This window comes from Oceanobacillus halophilus, from assembly GCF_003628505.1.
Classification (GTDB): Bacteria; Bacillota; Bacilli; order Bacillales; family Amphibacillaceae; genus Oceanobacillus; species Oceanobacillus halophilus.
In genome coordinates, this window is record NZ_RBZP01000001.1 from 743,697 (window position 1) to 762,118 (window position 18,422).

General features: G+C 36.0%; 19 protein-coding genes and 2 tRNA genes. 2 read left to right on the forward strand and 19 right to left on the reverse strand.

Annotated elements, in window-relative coordinates; all coding sequences use genetic code 11:
• Positions 1–7 precede the first annotated feature (7 nt).
• From D8M06_RS03795 to D8M06_RS03835, 9 genes are all read right to left on the reverse strand, one after another.
• Positions 8–988: a tetratricopeptide repeat protein gene (locus tag D8M06_RS03795; RefSeq protein ID WP_121203005.1), complete on the reverse strand. Its 981-nt coding sequence runs from the start codon at positions 986–988 to the stop codon at positions 8–10.
• A 279-nt stretch (positions 989–1,267) separates the two neighbouring features.
• Positions 1,268–1,341, reverse strand: a tRNA-Arg gene (locus tag D8M06_RS03800).
• A 5-nt stretch (positions 1,342–1,346) separates the two neighbouring features.
• A tRNA-Gly gene (locus D8M06_RS03805) sits at positions 1,347–1,420 on the reverse strand.
• A 176-nt stretch (positions 1,421–1,596) separates the two neighbouring features.
• Complete coding sequence (locus tag D8M06_RS03810) at positions 1,597–2,106, reverse strand: metallophosphoesterase (RefSeq protein ID WP_121203006.1); 510 nt, start codon at positions 2,104–2,106, stop codon at positions 1,597–1,599.
• 15 nt (positions 2,107–2,121) lie between these two features.
• Positions 2,122–2,715: an XTP/dITP diphosphatase gene (locus D8M06_RS03815; RefSeq protein WP_121203007.1), complete on the reverse strand. Its 594-nt coding sequence runs from the start codon at positions 2,713–2,715 to the stop codon at positions 2,122–2,124.
• Positions 2,716–2,729: 14 nt separating this feature from the next.
• The gene (rph, locus tag D8M06_RS03820) at positions 2,730–3,479 is read right to left on the reverse strand and encodes a ribonuclease PH (RefSeq protein WP_121203094.1); all 750 of its coding nucleotides are present in this window, start codon (positions 3,477–3,479) and stop codon (positions 2,730–2,732) included.
• A gap of 320 nt (positions 3,480–3,799) precedes the next feature.
• Positions 3,800–4,897, reverse strand: coding sequence for a GerMN domain-containing protein (locus D8M06_RS03825; RefSeq protein WP_121203008.1), 1,098 nt, complete (start codon positions 4,895–4,897; stop codon positions 3,800–3,802).
• Between the two features lie 102 nt (positions 4,898–4,999).
• Positions 5,000–5,824: a glutamate racemase gene (gene racE, locus D8M06_RS03830; protein WP_121203009.1), complete on the reverse strand. Its 825-nt coding sequence runs from the start codon at positions 5,822–5,824 to the stop codon at positions 5,000–5,002.
• A 22-nt stretch (positions 5,825–5,846) separates the two neighbouring features.
• Entirely contained in the window at positions 5,847–6,233 is a 387-nt protein-coding gene (locus D8M06_RS03835; protein WP_121203095.1) for a MarR family winged helix-turn-helix transcriptional regulator, read from the reverse strand.
• 751 nt (positions 6,234–6,984) lie between these two features.
• Between D8M06_RS03835 and D8M06_RS03840 the strand changes: the two genes are divergently transcribed.
• A complete protein-coding gene (locus D8M06_RS03840) occupies positions 6,985–7,209 on the forward strand; it encodes a helix-turn-helix domain-containing protein (RefSeq protein ID WP_010651078.1) in 225 nt (74 codons plus the stop codon).
• 110 nt (positions 7,210–7,319) lie between these two features.
• On the opposite strand, the gene D8M06_RS03845 is transcribed toward D8M06_RS03840, so the two are convergent.
• The 4 genes from D8M06_RS03845 to D8M06_RS03860 form a co-directional block, all read right to left on the reverse strand.
• A complete protein-coding gene (locus D8M06_RS03845; protein ID WP_121203010.1) occupies positions 7,320–7,781 on the reverse strand; it encodes an acyl-CoA thioesterase in 462 nt (153 codons plus the stop codon).
• A gap of 108 nt (positions 7,782–7,889) precedes the next feature.
• Positions 7,890–8,654 (reverse strand): succinate dehydrogenase iron-sulfur subunit, encoded by a 765-nt coding sequence (sdhB, locus tag D8M06_RS03850; protein ID WP_121203011.1) that lies wholly within the window; start codon positions 8,652–8,654, stop codon positions 7,890–7,892.
• Positions 8,655–8,674: 20 nt separating this feature from the next.
• Complete coding sequence (gene sdhA, locus D8M06_RS03855; RefSeq protein ID WP_121203012.1) at positions 8,675–10,426, reverse strand: succinate dehydrogenase flavoprotein subunit; 1,752 nt, start codon at positions 10,424–10,426, stop codon at positions 8,675–8,677.
• 32 nt (positions 10,427–10,458) lie between these two features.
• Positions 10,459–11,082 carry a succinate dehydrogenase cytochrome b558 subunit gene (locus D8M06_RS03860; RefSeq protein ID WP_121203013.1) on the reverse strand — a complete coding sequence of 208 codons (624 nt, stop codon included), beginning with the start codon at positions 11,080–11,082 and terminating at the stop codon, positions 10,459–10,461.
• Positions 11,083–11,476: 394 nt separating this feature from the next.
• Here D8M06_RS03860 and D8M06_RS03865 point away from each other — a divergent pair, with 394 nt between their 5' ends.
• Positions 11,477–11,914 (forward strand): YslB family protein, encoded by a 438-nt coding sequence (locus tag D8M06_RS03865; protein ID WP_121203014.1) that lies wholly within the window; start codon positions 11,477–11,479, stop codon positions 11,912–11,914.
• 167 nt (positions 11,915–12,081) lie between these two features.
• Here the strand turns inward: D8M06_RS03865 and uvrC are convergent, their stop codons facing one another.
• The 6 genes from uvrC to D8M06_RS03895 form a co-directional block, all read right to left on the reverse strand.
• Positions 12,082–13,869: an excinuclease ABC subunit UvrC gene (uvrC, locus tag D8M06_RS03870; protein WP_121203015.1), complete on the reverse strand. Its 1,788-nt coding sequence runs from the start codon at positions 13,867–13,869 to the stop codon at positions 12,082–12,084.
• A gap of 718 nt (positions 13,870–14,587) precedes the next feature.
• Entirely contained in the window at positions 14,588–14,902 is a 315-nt protein-coding gene (trxA, locus tag D8M06_RS03875) for a thioredoxin (protein ID WP_121203016.1), read from the reverse strand.
• A 176-nt stretch (positions 14,903–15,078) separates the two neighbouring features.
• Entirely contained in the window at positions 15,079–16,056 is a 978-nt protein-coding gene (locus tag D8M06_RS03880) for an electron transfer flavoprotein subunit alpha/FixB family protein (RefSeq protein ID WP_121203017.1), read from the reverse strand.
• Positions 16,057–16,082: 26 nt separating this feature from the next.
• Entirely contained in the window at positions 16,083–16,856 is a 774-nt protein-coding gene (locus tag D8M06_RS03885) for an electron transfer flavoprotein subunit beta/FixA family protein (RefSeq protein WP_121203018.1), read from the reverse strand.
• Between the two features lie 27 nt (positions 16,857–16,883).
• Positions 16,884–17,657, reverse strand: coding sequence for an enoyl-CoA hydratase (locus tag D8M06_RS03890; RefSeq protein WP_121203019.1), 774 nt, complete (start codon positions 17,655–17,657; stop codon positions 16,884–16,886).
• Between the two features lie 51 nt (positions 17,658–17,708).
• Positions 17,709–18,299 (reverse strand): TetR/AcrR family transcriptional regulator, encoded by a 591-nt coding sequence (locus tag D8M06_RS03895; protein WP_121203020.1) that lies wholly within the window; start codon positions 18,297–18,299, stop codon positions 17,709–17,711.
• Positions 18,300–18,422: the final 123 nt, after the last annotated feature.

Genomic DNA, 18,422 nt, shown 5'->3' on the forward strand with positions numbered 1-18,422 from the left:
TCTAATATCATCCTTCAATAATACTTACATATAGCGATTCACATAGCTGAATCTTATCAATATAGTAATGGACCTTTTCAGAATTATCGTCAAATTTTTTCGTATGTATACTTAAGTATTCTTCTCCAATTATTTTTAAAGCTTTAGCGATATGTATATAATCTTCTTTTTGCGGTTGTATTGGGTATACAACATAGGCATAATCGTGTAGCAGTTTCCTTAATAATTGAAAAAGTGATGGATTCTCCTGTTCAATATCCCGTAATTGATACAAAGTTTCTTGAACTAAATTACTCTGTTCTATTTGTTCCAATTTGCTTGGAACAACAAATTGTCGAACACCAAATTTGTCAACTGCTACTTCTTTTAATATATCACTAGCCTTTAACCATTGAATAATAGCTGTCTTCGTTACGGGATGAACATATTCATTAACTAAAAGTTGAATAATTTCATCTGTGGGCTCTGCTTTTAATTCCTTCAGACCCTCAACTTGCCTCCATTGTTCAACATAGTTATTATCTTGTACCGCTTGAAACAGTTCTTTGAAAAACATAGACTCTTTTTCCATGGCTAAATCCATGTTCATTTTCTTACTGATTTCATATAATTGCTTAAATTGCTCTTCTTGCAACTTAGGGATGTCTTTCTTATCAAACTCTTTTTCCACCTGATCCATCAATAAATCATATTGATTGGTTTGAAATAATATTGTTAAATAAATATGTACATAATGGAAGTAATTTTCATCTTCCTCTTTGAGTAAGTCTTCGCATAAATTCTGTGCTTCTTCAAAACGTCCCAGTTCCATTAGACAAATTAATTTCCCAGTAATTAATTCATAGTTATCTACTTGATAGCTTAACAACTTATTTAATTTTACTAATGCTTTTTCGTATTGCTTTTCCTTTAATGCATTCAAGCTTTCTTCTTCCAGAACTTTTCTCCATTTTGGAAAAAGAATGATTTTATCATGGTGTGTTTCCATACATTCACCCTTTCTATTATTACTAGGAAAACCAGAGGATTTCAAATGGTATGGACAATCACTTTAGAATTCTTTATTACACAGATCTTCAAAACTTATTAATTATTGTAACATAATTACTCCTTAAGACTATGATTACAACCAATCACCCCTAGGTTTAGGCCGATATTTCTTAAGTATAGTATTTATATTCCAGTATTAGATATACATTCCCTTTAGGGTAAATAGTAAACAAGAAAAAAGAAACCTAATTATTATAGGTTTCTTTCTCTAACTAAGCGTCCCAGGCAGGATTCGAACCTGCGACCCACAGCTTAGAAGGCTGTTGCTCTATCCAGCTGAGCTACTGGGACAAGTATGGAGCGGGTGATGGGAATCGAACCCACGACATCAGCTTGGAAGGCTGAGGTTATACCATTTAACTACACCCGCATAACAATGTAACATGAATCAAGCACCACCGACTTTAATTCATAGAATAAATTAACAATATATGTAATTTTTTAACGGACAAGTTATATTATAGTGACAATTATTTTCTTTGTCAATACCTTTTCGCGAGAATTTTATCGGAAGGGAAGAATCACTCCCCTTCCGATTTGTGTCCATTATAATGAGGCATGATAGGTCATTTCATGAACTTTTTCACCCTCAGCAGTGTAGAAGTTCACTATAATCTCATTTGATGATTCCCATTCCATTATAGCATACGTTTTCTCAGGTCTATTTCTTGGCAACCTGATACTTCCAGGATTAACAAAAAGTTGTTGATCTACTTGCTCTGCTCCCGCTATATGTGTGTGCCCAAAACAAATAACATTGGCTCCTACCTCCTGAGCTCGATAGGATAAATTCATTACATTTGACTTCACATTATGTAAATGTCCATGTGTGACAAAAAAAGTCAGCCCTTCAATAGTTATTACTTCTTCGTTAGGAAATTTTAAATCAAAATCACAGTTTCCTGCTACTTTACGGAAACCACTTAGCTCGTCTGAATCAAAATCTAGTTCAGAATCTCCACAATGAATCATTTCATTTACATGATGTCTTCTTTTTATCCTATTAATTTCTTCTGTTAAACCATGGCTGTCACTTACAATTAAGACTTGGTTCAAGATTATTCACCACCATTACATACTATGTATCCATTCCTCTAATTGATCAATGGCATTTTTTCGATGACTGATTCTATTTTTTTCGTCAGGTTGTAATTCAGCCATTGTGCGTGAATATCCATCAGGAATAAAAATGGGATCATATCCGAAACCATACTCTCCAGTGGCTGAAGTAGCAATCTTCCCTTCACAGAAACCTTTTTTAAAAATAGTGTTCTCACCCGGTCTTGCTATAGCTAGAACACATACAAATCTTGCTGTGCGTTGATTTTCTGGAACATTTTCCATTTCTTCCAGCACTTTTTGAACATTAGCCTTATCATCTTTTTCTTCTCCGGCATATCTTGCAGAGTAGATGCCTGGCCTCCCATTTAGAGCATCAATGACTAGACCAGAATCATCGGATAAAACTGGTTTTTTCAATAAATGACAAATTTCCTCTGCTTTCAGTGCTGCATTTTCTTCAAAAGTTTGTCCTGTTTCTTCTACATCTGGCAATTCAAAATTTAAATCCAATAGAGAGAGGGCTTCAATATTTTCTTTAGAAAAAAATGATTTAAACTCGTTTGCTTTCCCTTTATTTTTAGTGGCTATCACAATCTGTTTCATGGTATGACTCCTTCTTATTTAGCTGTTTCTCCTATACGATCAGCTAATTCACCTAAGATTTCTTTTTGTATATGAATTATTTGTTCTAACCCTTCACTTGCTAGTTTGAGCATTGTTTGTAATTCAGTTATAGAGAAGGTTGCTTCCTCACCTGTTCCCTGAATCTCGACGAATTCACCAGAACCTGTCATCACAATATTCATATCAACATTAGCATTTGAATCTTCTTCATAATTTAAATCCAAGATAGCTCGACCATCTGATAAAATTCCTACTGAAGTTGCCGTCAGATAATCTTTTACAGGCATTTGCTTTATACTTTTGCTTTTCAATAACTCTCCGAAGGCTAGTACAACTGCTACAAACGCACCAGTAATAGATGCAGTCCTTGTACCACCATCTGCTTGAATCACATCACAATCAACCCAAATTGTTCGCTCCCCAATCTTATCAAGGTCAACAACAGATCTTAGTGCTCTACCAATTAAACGTTGTATTTCCATTGTTCTTCCACTTACTTTTCCTTTAGAGGATTCTCTAATATTCCGCTGTTCAGTTGCACGAGGCAACATAGAATATTCAGCTGTAATCCAACCTTTGCCTTGACCTCTCATGAATGGAGGAACTCGATCTTCAATACTTGCATTACATATTACTTTTGTGTTACCAACTGTAATTAATACAGATCCCTCTGGGTGGGTTATGTAATTTGGGATAATTGTAATTGGTCTTAACTGATTATTTTCTCGTTGATCATTTCTCATCATGTAATTCCTCCTTATTCAATAGTTAGCTTAACATATTTTGCTCAAAAGCTACACGAGAATTCATTTAAATAAATTTTATAACTGTTGTCCAAATTGATACAAAGTGTGCCTCTACAGAAACTGTAATCGCAGCGTATACCTTCAACGGAAATAGCCTTTTTAAAAAGGCTATTTCTAAAAGATTGTTGTTTTTAACATGACTTCATCTTACATTTTGTATTTAATTAAGAATAAATATCTAATTTAGTGCAGACTATAAAGAGACTTTAAAAAACAAAAAGTAGTCAAAAGAAAAAAGAGGTGCTGTGACCTCTTTTTTATAATTTTTCTGTTGGTGTTAGGGAATCTCTTGTCACTGGTTTGTCATAGGTTTCGCCGTTTTCACTGACTAGCTGATCGACGTTCTCTACTTTGATATTAACGGCTTCCACACCTTCTTGTTCGGTTAATGTCCTTACTAACGTTTCCATTACTTCGTCAGCTATAATGGATTGTTCACTATCTTTTAAAATCTCTTCACTGAACATTAAATTCAAGACACCATCTTCCACTTTCGGTTCACTCGTTAACATAGTATCCATGTTAAAAACATGCAACACACTTGCATCATATCCTGGTCCTTTTAAGAGTGTTTGAACAATGGATTTATACATGTTTTCTTCATTTTTTTCTACGTATTGAGTTACAGGAACATAGTAGCGATTCTCATTGTGTTCTGCTGGATAATACATCGTTACTGCTTGACTATTTAATAAATCTACTACATCGGACTGTACGACATTAATTCCATCTGCTTTGGAATACCCATTCCCAATAGGCGTGCCATTTACTGGCATTACATCTTGCTGATGCCCGTTAATCCATAGTTGAACCCTGTCAACATTATCAAATTGTGTTAAAGTAAATGTCATTGCTTCTAAGATCTTTACTTCATCTTCTGATTCATAATTCTTAAATTCCTCGGATACATCCACAATCATTGTCCCATCCTCTTTTAAATTAAGTCCGAGAATTTCTGTACCTTCAGGGAATACAGCCTGAAACCCATTTGGAAGCAGTGAAGAAACAGGCCCACCATCTACTAAATACTCAAGCACCTGTGTAGCCACTTCGTTCGATTCTGTATTTGGTAGCTCAAGGGTCTGAGCTGCTACCATGCCATTTTTATCTAATAAATATAACTCCCGCGGTACCATATCTGTTACCGTTTCCTCTTCATCCATCCCTTCTTCTGTTTCAGTTGTTGCTGATTCAGAAACCTTATCCGTTGTCGTTTCTTCCAGATTATCTACTGCTTCTGCATCTTGTGGCGGATCGATTTCTTCCTGCTCTAATGATTGTTCCCCTTGAAAGCACCCTGATAAAACAAGTGATAGTGTAATAGCACCTGTTAAAATAACACCCTTCTTTTCCATGCATATACCTCCTACGATGGTTTGTACTATTATGTATACGAGCCTTCCTAAAAAAATAGACCTACCAAGAAAAAATGGACATAAAAAAATCAGGTGCTCTAATTAAGCATCCTGATTACTAATTAAACCTGCCTTTTTTATTTTCAACATATTAAAACTGGATTCTTGAAAAATCGTTCTTGCAATTTCAATAAAAATATCCAATTCACCTGTTGTATAGAATTGATGGACCGGAGACATTTCTGTATTGCTAAGCAACCCATGCACATCGAGTATTGTACTTGTTTCTCTAGCTGTCTCCTCACTTGATGAAATAATCGTTACGTGCTCACCAATTACTTCCTGGATAGTATCTTTAATTAAAGGATAATGCGTGCACCCTAATATTAGTGTATCCATATGGTTTCTTCTCTTCATAGGCAGTAAGGTCTCTTCCACAACAGAATACGCTTCAGGTCCTGCTAGGGTTCCACTTTCAACCATAGGAACAAAAGAAGGACACGCTAACGCATTAACATGTATATTTTCGTTTATTTTCTTTAGTGCCTGTGTATATGCTTCACTATTAATTGTACCCTCCGTTCCTATTACGCCTACGTGATTGTTTTGCGTAAATTTAATCGCCGCTCGAGCTCCTGGCTGTATAACTCCAATAACGGGAATATCCAGCTCTTCCTGCAACTCTGCTAATGTAAATGCAGTTGCTGTATTACAAGCTATAACTAACATTTTAATATCTTTTTCCATAAGAAAGTTTACCATTTCCCACGTAAACTTTTTTACCTCTTTTTCTGACCTGGGGCCATACGGACATCTGGCTGTATCACCTAAATAAATAAGCTTTTCTTTTGGCAATTGTCGCATCAATTCATGCACAACTGTCAAACCGCCAACACCTGAGTCTATTACCCCAATTGGTTTATCCAACGAAATCGCCTCTTCTAAGATGTTATTTGTCACTCACTATTTTCATTTGCTCATAAAGCAAATCTAATAATCTTGTTATTTCTTCCTTATCATTTACTGAAAAATTTTCCAAAACTTCTCCTAAGAAATCTTGTCGTTTTTCAATCACTTCATGAATAATTATTTTTCCTTTTTCTAACAAGTGTATTCTAACAACACGTCTATCCTTTAAATCTTTAATTCTTTCCACAAGTTCGTTTCTCTCCATACGATCCACTAAATCGGTTGTAGTACTAAACGCCAAATTTATCTTGTTGGATAATTCACCGATAGTTAGATCACCCTCTTCAAGTAACCATTGGAGTGCAACGAACTGTGGTGGTGTAATAGGATAATTATTTAAGATTTTTCTTCCATTTTGTTTAATCATTCCTGAAATATAACGCAACCGCTTTTCTAATTTTATGATTGTTTCTGTTGATTCATCCAACTACATTACCCTCCTACATGTCCTTAGACATTAGTTTACCATATTCATTTATGCAGATGCTCGTTTCTTTAATTAGGTTGTCTAAAATGAAGTTCACTAACTACTAAAAAGTATGTAAGCAAAAGGAATCATGTTACTAATACCAATAAAATTAAGTAATGTTTTTTAAAGGCTATTATCGTATATTTTGTTGCTTTGGATGTTTTACAGTTGATAGAAACTCCGAATAAATTTAATTAAGAATACTGCTTAGTCTTCGCTACGGAAAGCGACTGCCCGGAGAGGAAATCAACAAGGCACTACATTTATCTTTAATTAAAGTAATTCACAGTCTATACAAAATGTAAATAAAGTCATTTAAAAAAAGCAACAATCTATTAGAAACAGCCTTTAGAAAGCAGCCCTTTTAAAAGGTAAAGATATTTTTCTTTCTAGATAGTTGGTGAACTACATCAAAACTTCTATCAAATCCGACAAGTTTAAAAGTTATACAGTGAAGTTAAATGACACTAACAAAATTACCATATTTTCATATTATACCAAAGAAGTGATACAGGAATTATTATTTGTTAAGATAAATGACTTTTCACCAATAAATGTGCTCACTATTTTCACATACCGACATAAGCTATAGTGACTAAATAATTTCCCTTCAACATGCAGCTCTATAAGAGCAAGGAGGGGTTAACATTTGAAGGACAACGAGTATAAACCGAAGCAATTATTAACCAAACGAGAAAAAGAAGTTTTTGAATTGTTAGTACAAGACAAAACAACAAAAGAAATTGCCCAGGAATTATTTATTTCAGAGAAAACTGTCCGTAACCACATTTCAAATGCTATGCAAAAATTAGGAGTCAAGGGGCGATCACAAGCCGTAGTGGAGCTACTTCGTATGGGGGAATTAAAGCTTTAAAGATTGGTTAATTTTACCCCCTGGAAACAGCAGTTATTTTCAGGCGGTTTGTTAACTTATCTAATATTTACTGGTAATCACTTGCCAGTAAAACAGCAAAAACCGTCCTCCTATTGTAAGGAGTCGGTTTTTGCTTTTTTATTAAATAGTTTTTCCCTAATTTTATCGTTGAGTGCTTTTGGTTTAGAAGAACTCAAATCAATGTATACTACTCTCCCTCGGCCTGTCAGAGCAACCTCCCCTTTTGCATTTACAGCCATATAGTGCAAATCAAACGAAGTTCTCCCAACGTGCGCAATTTTAACATACAGCCTTATGGTTTCATTAAAAAAGATTTGCCTACGATAATCACACTGCTGATCGGCAACCATAACCGCCCCGCCATCTTCTTCCATCAAATGATGGAGTCCTTTTGCATAGAGAAAATCTATTCGCGCTTCCTCAAAATAGATAAATGCAGAAACATTATTTACATGCCCATACATATCAGTCTCAGAAAAACGAATTTTAATGGGAATCCAAAATTCAAATTCCGATTTCCACTTTTCCATGTTTTCAATATAATCTGCCATCAAAATCCCCCCTTTATACAAAACAGAGGCTGTCCATGGTGGTTTTGTCCCTCTGGTAACACGAGGAAAACAAATCCTTTGAACAGCCTCATTGATTCAAGCTATTAATTAATGAGCATTATCACTACCGAAGAAGTTTTTAAATGCTTGAATATTTGTTGCACGGTTCATTGCAGCAATGGATGTTGTTAATGGAATGCCTTTAGGACAAACCTGTACACAGTTCTGTGAGTTACCACAGCCACTGACGCCGCCATCTTCCATTAAACCTTCTAAACGCTCACTCTTATTCATATCCCCTGTAGGATGTGAATTAAATAAACGTGCTTGTGAAATTGCTGCAGGGCCAATAAAGTCAGACTTATCATTTACATTTGGACATGCTTCCAAACATACCCCACATGTCATACACTTAGATAATTCATAAGCCCACTGGCGTTTCTTCTCAGGCATACGCGGTCCTGGCCCCAGATCATGCGTCCCATCTATTGGAATCCATGCTTTTACTTGTTTCAAAGCATCAAACATTCGCTCACGATCAACAATTAAATCACGAACTACAGGAAATGTAGCCATCGGAGCAAGTCGAATTGGTGTTTCCAATTCATCCACTAGTGCCGCACAGGATTGTCTTGGTGTCCCATTAATAACCATAGAACAAGCACCACATACTTCTTCCAAGCAGTTCATATCCCATTGAACAGGTGTGGTTTTTTCCCCTTTTGCATTCACAGGATTTTTACGGATTTCCATTAACCCAGAAATAACATTCATATTAGTCCGGTAAGGTACCTCAAAGGTTTCCTCGTAAGGAGCAGAATCCGGGCCGTCTTGCCGAGTTATAATGAACGTAACAGTCTTTTGTTCAGCCATTCTACTTCTCTCCCCCTATTTTAATGTTTTGTCGTATAGTCACGTTTACGCGGTTCAATTAAAGAAACATCTACATCTTCATAACTTAAATTTGGCGCTTGATTTTTCGCATCAAATTCAGCAATTGTAGTTTTCAAGAATTCCTCATCATTACGTTCAGGAAATTCCGGTTTATAGTGCGCTCCGCGACTTTCATTACGGTTGTAAGCACCAAGCGTAATGACACGAGCTAAATGAAGCATATTTTTCAATTGACGTGTAAACATAACACCCTGATTACTCCAATTGGAAGTATCATTGATGTTAATGTTTTCCCACCTTTGAAGCAATTCTTGAATTTTTTCATCTGTTTTGAGCAGTTTTTCATTTTCACGAACAACCGTTACATTATCAGTCATCCATTCCCCTAGTTCCTGATGAAGCTGATAAGCATTTTCTTCGCCATCCATACTCATAAGCTGTTCAAATTTCTCTTCTTCTTCCCTTACTTTGGAATCAAAGAGTTCAGATGATAAATCCTCAGCATGTTTTTCAAGCCCTTCAATATATTCAATTGCTTTCGGACCTGCAACTGAACCACCATAAACAGCAGATAGTAGAGAGTTGGCACCTAGTCTGTTTCCACCATGCTGAGAGTAATCACACTCACCAGCTGCGAAAATACCAGGGATATTGGTCATTTGATTAATATCAACCCACATACCACCCATAGAATAGTGGACTGCAGGGAAAATTTTCATTGGTACTTTACGTGGATCTTCTCCAACGAATTTCTCATAAATCTCAATAATACCACCAAGTTTAATATCCAATTCTTTTGGATCCTTATGTGATAAATCAAGATAAACCATGTTTTCCCCATTAATACCTAATTTTTGATTGACACACACATCAAAGATTTCACGTGTTGCAATATCACGAGGTACCAAGTTACCATAAGCTGGATATTTTTCTTCAAGGAAATACCAAGGTTCACCATCTTTATATGTCCAGACACGTCCGCCTTCCCCACGTGCAGATTCACTCATAAGACGAAGTTTATCGTCCCCAGGAATAGCAGTAGGGTGAATTTGGATAAACTCTCCATTAGCGTATTTAACGCCCTGCTGATAAAGAATACTTGCTGCAGATCCAGTATTAATCATCGAGTTTGTTGATTTTCCAAAGATAATTCCTGGTCCGCCTGTTGCGAAAATAGTTGCATCGGACCGGAACGATTTAATTTCATGCGTTTTAATGTCTTGTGCAACGATTCCTCTGGCTACACCATCGTCATCAATTACTGCACCTACAAATTCCCATCCTTCATATTTCGTAACAAGTCCTTCCACTTCATAACGTCGAACTTGTTCATCTAACGCATACAATAATTGCTGACCAGTTGTCGCTCCAGCATAAGCGGTCCGGTGATGTTGCGTGCCACCAAAGCGACGAAAGTCTAATAAGCCTTCTGGTGTACGGTTAAACATAACTCCCATACGATCAAACATATGTATAATGCCTGGAGCAGCATCACACATAGCTTTAACTTGTGGCTGATTTGCCAAAAAGTCCCCACCATAAACTGTGTCATCAAAGTGAATCCATGGTGAATCACCTTCACCCTTTGTATTAACAGCTCCATTAATACCACCTTGTGCACATACTGAGTGAGAGCGTTTAACAGGTACAACTGAGAATAGTTCTACGTTTACACCTGCTTCAGCAGCTTTGATAGTGGCCATTAGTCCAGCTAAGCCACCGCCAACGACAGCAACTTTACGATTACTCATATTAATACTCACTCTCCTTTTCTCTCTATCTATTAAACTCCATAAGCAAATTGAATTAATGTTCTAACTCCAAGATAACTAACAACTAAAAACACAAGTACTACTGCGTAAGTTGCAACCTTTTGTGATTTTGGAGATTGTGTAATTCCCCAAGATACAAGGAAGCTCCACAAGCCGTTAGCAAAGTGGAATACAGCAGAGATGATTCCAACTAAGTAGAACCAGAACATAAATGGATTGGTAAGAATATTTTCCATTAGGCTATATTCTACCTCAGCATTACCTAAACCTACCTGAACACGTGTTTCCCACACATGCCACACAATAAAAATAAGTGTAATGATACCTGTAATGCGCTGCAATCGGAACATCCAGTTTCTGAAATAACTAAATCTGCTCGTATTGTTTTTTGCGGTAAATGCAATATACACCCCTAATACCGCATGATACAGGATTGGAAGATAAATCACGAAAATTTCCAATAAAATTACGAATGGAAGTTCTGCCATAAATCCCGCAGCCTTATTAAAGCTTTCTTCACCATACACGGCAAAATGGTTCACAAATAAGTGTTGAGTTAAAAACAGCCCTATTGGTACAACACCTAAAAGTGAATGTAATCTTCTGTAAAAAAACTCACGTTGTTGATCTGCCATGGTTATCCCCCCTTAGTAGATTAATAGTCTGGTTGTGTACTGTAAAAAAGTAAAGCGCTTTTATTAAAACTTGCGTTACTTTTTACAATTGTACAATCTTTTAACAAGTTAATTGTACTTCTATCTACAAAAAGCGTCAAGAAAACCAAACAGTAAATTTAAATAATTTAGTAATAATTTGAATTTATCCTGTATAAAATCTTACAACTATACTTGATAATTTACACAATAAAATAGATAATATATTCTAGCCGTACATTCTAATCTTTAGATTGTTCAGCCAAATTTTATGCCTGACACTTGCAGTAAATTCTTCTTTTTTTAAAGGTATTTTAGATTGTATCTGAGGAAATATAGTGTAAGTGAGGGAACGGATGAAGAAAGGATGACATCCATGTCAAAGAAACTAGAACAACTTACGATTTCACAACTTAGTAATCTACATACATCTGGTGCTGGCTATGATGTCTTACGATACATTAGTTTACCTGAATTACTCGGCAAGGAATCAAACACACTTCTTTATTTTATTGGAAGAGACCTTGCTAGAAAGTTCGAAGTAGATTCCATGGAAACGTTGTGTAAGACTTTTAAACAAATGGGATGGGGCGAATTAGAGTTAGTAAAAGAAAAGCGAAAAGAACTTACATTTCAATTAATGGCTGATTCTGTGGTTTTAAGACTCCAAGCACCATTCGAAACCGAATTTCGGTTAGAGTCAGGTTTTTTAGCAGAGGCTATTCAACAACTGCTAGGAAGAGAATGCGAGTGTACAGAGGATGTTATCCATAAAATTCATACGGTTAAATTTACAGTAATATTTACTGACTAATCCTTATTTTATACTTAACTTCTCCTACATAGTTAAAGGAAAGTTGGATGTATCTTACTTAATATGACTTTTGGATAGAATAAAGCAAATGATCATTCCATGCTATGTCATCGCCAATACTTCTAGAAAAACCAATAAAAAGCTGCCGTTCAATGAACGACAGCTTTTTATTCTTTATCTGTTGAGCTATTTAAATGCTCCAGAATATCTCGAGCAATATTACTAGGAATACCAAGTTTAGTAATTTCTTCTAAATTAGCATTTTTGATTTCTTCAACTGATTTAAAATGAACAAGTAATAACTTACGTCGTTTTTCTCCTACACCTGGAATATTATCTAATTCAGACTGAACCAGATTTTTCCCGCGTAATTGTCTATGAAAGGTAATCGCGAATCGATGTACTTCGTCTTGAAGACGTTGAACAAGATAAAACTCTTGCGACTTCCTAGATAACGGTACAACGGATGGGGGGTTGCCATACAATAATTCACTCGTTCGATGTCTATCATCTTTCGCTAGCCCACATAAAGGAATATCCAATCCTAACTCATTTTCTAAGACGTCTAATGCAGCACTCATCTGACCTTTTGCACCATCTACAACGATTAAGTCTGGAAGTGGCAATCCTTCTTTTAATACTCTAGAATATCTTCTGCGAATTACTTCTCTCATTGTTTCATAATCATCCGGTCCTTCAACATCTTTAATTTTATATTTTCGATAATCCTTTTTACTTGGCTTCCCATCGATAAAAACAACCATCGCCGATACAGGATTTGTACCTTGAATATTAGAATTATCAAAAGCTTCTATACGATGTGGTGTCTCTATCTTTAAGGATTCACCTAATTTCTCCACAGCAACAATTGTACGCTCTTCATCCCGCTCAATTAATGAGAACTTCTCATTAACAGCAATCTTGGCATTTTCATTTGCTAACTCTACTAGCTCTTTTTTTCTTCCTCTAAATGGAGTGTGAACTTCGATTTCTAATAATTCACTTAACATCTCAGTATCTGTGCCAATCGGAACCAGGAGTTGTTTTGGCTTTATGTGCTGTTTATGCAAATAAAACCTTCCAATAAAACTTATAAAAGTCTCTTCAGGATGATCAAAGAATGGAAAGATTGAGACATCACGTTCAATTAATTTACCTTGTCTCACAAAGAATACTTGTATACACATCCATCCTTTGTCGTAACTATATCCAAAAATATCACGATCAATACGGTCATTTAATGTCATCTTCTGTTGTTCCATTACTGCTTCTATATGTTGTATCTGGTCACGGAATTCTTTTGCACGCTCAAAATTCAGCTGTTCACTTGCCTCTAACATTTTATCAGTTAAGCTCTTTTTAATTTCCTTAAAACCACCATGAAGAAAGGAGGTTATTTCCTGAACAATTTTATTGTATTCACTAGTAGATGGAGGTTTTTCACTACAAGCTAGACATTGATTCATATGATAATAAAGACAAGGACGGCCTGGTGGATTCTTACATTTTCTTAAAGGATACAGCCTGTCCAAAAGTTTTTTTGTTTCTCTGGCTGCTATAACATTAGGATAGGGACCAAAGTATTTCCCTTTATCCTTTTTGACTTTTCTTGTTATCAAAAGACGAGGATGTCTTTCGGATGTGATTTTTAAATAGGGATAAGATTTGTCATCCTTTAACATCACATTGTATTTAGGGTCGTATTTTTTAATTAAATTCATCTCTAAGATTAATGCTTCCATCTCTGTAGAAGTAACCACATATTCAAAGTCAACAATTTCTTGAACTAATCTTTGTGTTTTCCGATCGTGTGCACCTGTGAAATAGGAGCGCACCCGATTTCTTAGAGCTTTAGACTTCCCCACATAAATAACCGTTCCATGCTTATCTTTCATTAAATAACAACCTGGCTGAGCAGGTAAAACGGCTAATTTTTCACTAATCACTCGATTCATTCTTAATTCCATTCCTTTTAAAATTTAGCTCTTTCATAAGGCTATTTCTTTAAGGTTCTTTTCGTATAGTTTGTTGCTTTTTGAAGTTGTGCAGTTGATAGAAATTATTAATATATTTAATTAAGAATACTGCGTAATACTCGCTACGGAAATACACTCCGCTTTCCGCGGGGAGCTGGTGAGCCTCCTTCGTGCTGTCGCACTACGTAGTCTCACCGATGCTCTTCTTCCCGCAGGAGTCTCCGTGTATTTCCGCTATGTTGCCTGCTCTACTTGTTAAATTGTAATATGCTGTTTTCACAGATGACAACTGTCTTTAACGTGATTACATGAGTTATAACTTCAAAAAAATCTAGGTCATCTTACTAAGCGGAGGCAGAATACGGAGACTCCTGCGGGAAAAGCACGTGTCCGAAGACCCCGCAGCAGTGGTATTCTGCGAGGAGGCTGAGGCCGTGCCCGCGGAAAGCGAAGTATTCTGCCGGAGCGAATGACTACACAAAATAATCATCAGTGTGAGCAAGAGTAATACTATTCTGAATTAAGGATATCAACAGTCTATACAAAATGCGAATTGGAACACAATATAAAATATGGATTGAATTTCTTTTGATCGGTCAGGTTCTCCAATCATACATAAACTTTTTGTTTGGTATAACAACTCTCTTAGAAAATCCCTTGTTACCTAAGCAACAAGGGATTATGTGTGGTTATTTATTTATGCATGTTTGTTAATTAAGTCAACTAGAGCTTCTTTTGGCTGATAACCGATTACTTGGTCCACAACATTTCCATCTTTAAATAATAGTAACGTTGGGATACTCATAACACCAAATTTACCAGCAGTTTCTTGGTTTTCGTCTACATCTAATTTAACGATTTGAACTTTTTCGCTCATTTCACCGTCAATTTCTTCTAATACTGGTGCAATCATTTTACAAGGTCCACACCATGGTGCCCAAAAGTCAGCTAGAACCAATCCTTTAGACGTTTGCTCAGCAAAGTTTTTATCTGTTACATGTTCAATAGCCATTTATTTTTCCTCCCTTTTATATACATTAACCACTTTAATAAAGTATATCATCGTTAGTATTTACTTCCTAATACTTTGCTTATGCATTAGTAAAAAACAAAGTGATTGCAAAAATACAATCATTAGTAAATAAAATAGCCTGGTATAGACTATACCAGGCTACTTTAATTCTTTATTTAGCTAACAGCAACTTTTTTAAATTCTTCAATCAACATTGGAACAACTTCGAATAAGTCACCAACTATTCCATAATCAGCTATATTAAAAATATTAGCTTCTGCATCTTTATTAATGGCAACTATTACTTTGGAGTTAGACATTCCTGCAAGGTGCTGGATTGCTCCTGAAATCCCTACCGCAATGTATAGGTCAGGGGTTACAACCTTACCGGTTTGACCGATTTGCAAGGAATAATCACAGTAATCAGCGTCACACGCACCACGGGAAGCACCAACCGCTCCACCTAATACGTCCGCTAATTCGTATAATGGCTTAAATCCATCTGCACTTTTAACGCCACGACCACCTGCAACAACCACTTTCGCTTCAGATAAATCTACACCTTCTGTAGTTTTGCGAACTACATCTTTTACGATCGTGCGCAAGTCTTTGATGTCTACATCAACACTGCTTATGTCTCCTGTAAGAGAGTCATCACGTTCAAGTGCCGCTATATTGTTTGGACGAATTGTCACAAATGGCAAACCACTTGTAATTACTTTCTTTTCAAAGGCTTTTCCTGAGTAGATTGGTCGAGTAAATACAGGCTGATCTCCATCTACATCAATATCAACAGCATCAGAGATTAAACCTGTATCCAATTTACTAGCTAATTTTGGTGACAAATCTTTCCCCACGGATGTGTGGCCCATAACTATTCCATCAGGTGATTCTTGATCAATTACTGCTAGAACTGCTTGACCAAAGCCTTCAGATGTATACGATTTCAATTTTTCGTGTTTTACAGTAACAGCACGGTCTGCCCCATAATAAATTAGTTCTTGAGCTAAATTTTCTAAATCATCATCAGCACAAACGACTCCAACAATTTCACCATCTGGTTTTATTTTTCTTGCTGCAGCAATTGCTTCAAATGAAACATTACGCAATTCCCCTTCTTTTGTCTCTGCAATAACTAAGATTTTATCACTCATAATATACTCTCCTTTCTCTCCACCTATTAAAGTACTTTCGCTTCATCTTTAAGTAATGTTACTAATTCCTGTACTTGGTCTTGCAATTCACCTTCTAGTACCCTACCTGCTTCTTTTTCAGGAGGTAAAAATACGTCAACTGTTTCCGTCTTCGGTTCTACATCGTCTTCATCTATGTCCAAGTCATCCAATTCTAATTCATCTAAAGGTTTTTTCTTAGCTTTCATAATACCTGGTAATGATGGATAACGAGGTTCATTTAATCCTTGCTGACATGTAACGAGTACTGGTAACTTGGTTTCAATAACTTCCACGTCACCTTCCACGTCTTTCTCAATATTTACTGTATCACCATCAATAGACAAGCTAGTAATAGTAGTAACATATGGAATATCAAGAAGTTCAGCAACACGAGGTCCTACTTGTCCACTCGCTTCATCTATCGCAACATTACCTGCTAAAATTAAGTCAACTTCTTTATCTTCAAAAAACGCTTCCAAAATTTTAGCTGTCGTAAATTGATCGCCTTCTTCCAAATCTTCCTCTGTATTAATCAAGACAGCCTTATCCGCCCCCATAGCTAAAGCAGTACGTAATTGTTTCTCTGAATCTTCATCCCCAATGGTCACGACAGTTACTTCTCCACCATGCTCGTCACGCTGTTTAATTGCCTCTTCCACAGCGTATTCATCATAGGGATTGATAATAAATTCTGCACCATCTTCTTCAATGGCTCCATTTGATACAACAATTTTTTCCTCTGTATCAAATGTCTTTTTTAATAGTACATAAATGTTCATATAGAAATCCTCCTTATTCTAACCATATTATTTATCTCGAAAGTTTGGTTTTCGTTTTTCGATAAAGGCTTGTACCCCTTCTTTTGCATCCTCTGAAGCAAATACTCTCCCAAAAGAAATTGCTTCTTCTTTTACACCTCTTTCCAATTGTTCATCCCTAGATAAAGAAAGTAGATGCATAATTTCATTTATGGATGGTTTACTCATAGAGGCTATTTTTTTCGCTAAATTATTTGTTTCATTAACTAAGGCATCTTCTGTTACCACTTTATTAACTAATCCTAGTGAAAATGCATCATTACCAGAAATTGGAGTACCAGTTAAAATCATTTCATAAGCCTTCGCGTTTCCTACATACCTTGGGAGACGCTGTGTCCCACCATAACCTGGAATTATCCCAAGTGTTAGCTCTGGCAATCCCAGTTTAGCGTTTTCAGTAACAATGCGCATATGACATGACATCGCTAGTTCAAGACCACCACCTAATGCAGCGCCATGAATAGCTGCAATAACAGGTATGGAAAGGTTTTCTAGTCTATGAAATACATTTTGTCCCTTTTCAGAAAACGACTGATAACCAGTAGCTTCTTGAAGCGAGGTGAATTCTTTTATATCCGCTCCAGCTGAGAAAAATTTTCCTTCTCCTTTAATAACCACCACCTTTGCTGTATTTTCTTCTTCAATCCTATCAAGTTTCAATTCCAATTCTTGTAATAGATTACTAGATAAGGCGTTTGCCGGCGGACTCTGAATCGTTAGATAGGCAATATGATTATTGAGTTCCAAGTTTAATATCTCCAAATTCTATCCCCCTTTCTTTATATTGTAATAGAGTTAAGCAAAAATTTAAACTTATTTTTTTATTTTTTCTATTCCACCAAGTAATAATTGATGCACAAGTGGAATTTCTTCTAATAAATCATATTTGCATTCTTTCATTACCCAGTTCGTTACGATCTCATCCAACGTTCCAAAAATCATCTGTCTTACTAGCGTTATCTTTATATCATCCCGGAAAATATCTTGTTCTATTCCCTCTTTCAGAATATCATCAATTACCGATAGGTACGGTTTTAGAACATTATTAATTTCTAAACGTAAATCGTAATTAGATTGCCTGAGTTCTAATTGAGTGACAATAGCTAAATCATGATCTTTGGAAAGCTGACCAAAATGCATTTCAATAAGGGTTAACAGCTTCTCATCTGCGTATTCCCTCTTACTTGTCTGCTCTACGATTTTCTCTATAAATTGTCCCATTTTTTCTTTGAACATGGTAATAAGAATATCTTCTTTATTTTTAAAATAGAGATATATTGTTCCATCGGCTACTCTTGCTTCTTTGGCAATCTTTGAAACTTGTGAACCGTGGAAGCCATTTTTAGCGATGACTCTCACCGCTGCTTCTATAATCTGATGATATTTCGGCTTATTCGTTCTCATTTTTTTCTCCTAACTAACAACAAACTAATGAAATGAATGATTATTCATTCATATTCTAATACTAAAGGATACTGACCAAGTATGTCAATACTAAGCCTGTCCAAAAATCTCTTAAAAAAGAGA

Bases quoted from the DNA above. Each gene is read 5' to 3' on its own strand.
- D8M06_RS03795 (WP_121203005.1), bottom strand. From the start codon at position 988: ATGGAAACACACCATGATAAAATCATTCTTTTTCCAAAATGGAGAAAA.
- D8M06_RS03815 (WP_121203007.1), bottom strand. From the start codon at position 2,715: ATGAAACAGATTGTGATAGCCACTAAAAATAAAGGGAAAGCAAACGAG.
- rph (WP_121203094.1), bottom strand. From the start codon at position 3,479: ATGAGAAATGATCAACGAGAAAATAATCAGTTAAGACCAATTACAATT.
- D8M06_RS03825 (WP_121203008.1), bottom strand. From the start codon at position 4,897: ATGGAAAAGAAGGGTGTTATTTTAACAGGTGCTATTACACTATCACTT.
- D8M06_RS03835 (WP_121203095.1), bottom strand. From the start codon at position 6,233: ATGATTAAACAAAATGGAAGAAAAATCTTAAATAATTATCCTATTACA.
- D8M06_RS03845 (WP_121203010.1), bottom strand. From the start codon at position 7,781: ATGGCAGATTATATTGAAAACATGGAAAAGTGGAAATCGGAATTTGAA.
- sdhB (WP_121203011.1), bottom strand. From the start codon at position 8,654: ATGGCTGAACAAAAGACTGTTACGTTCATTATAACTCGGCAAGACGGC.
- sdhA (WP_121203012.1), bottom strand. From the start codon at position 10,426: ATGAGTAATCGTAAAGTTGCTGTCGTTGGCGGTGGCTTAGCTGGACTA.
- D8M06_RS03860 (WP_121203013.1), bottom strand. From the start codon at position 11,082: ATGGCAGATCAACAACGTGAGTTTTTTTACAGAAGATTACATTCACTT.
- D8M06_RS03865 (WP_121203014.1), top strand. From the start codon at position 11,477: ATGTCAAAGAAACTAGAACAACTTACGATTTCACAACTTAGTAATCTA.
- uvrC (WP_121203015.1), bottom strand. From the start codon at position 13,869: ATGAATCGAGTGATTAGTGAAAAATTAGCCGTTTTACCTGCTCAGCCA.
- trxA (WP_121203016.1), bottom strand. From the start codon at position 14,902: ATGGCTATTGAACATGTAACAGATAAAAACTTTGCTGAGCAAACGTCT.
- D8M06_RS03880 (WP_121203017.1), bottom strand. From the start codon at position 16,056: ATGAGTGATAAAATCTTAGTTATTGCAGAGACAAAAGAAGGGGAATTG.
- D8M06_RS03885 (WP_121203018.1), bottom strand. From the start codon at position 16,856: ATGAACATTTATGTACTATTAAAAAAGACATTTGATACAGAGGAAAAA.
- D8M06_RS03895 (WP_121203020.1), bottom strand. From the start codon at position 18,299: ATGAGAACGAATAAGCCGAAATATCATCAGATTATAGAAGCAGCGGTG.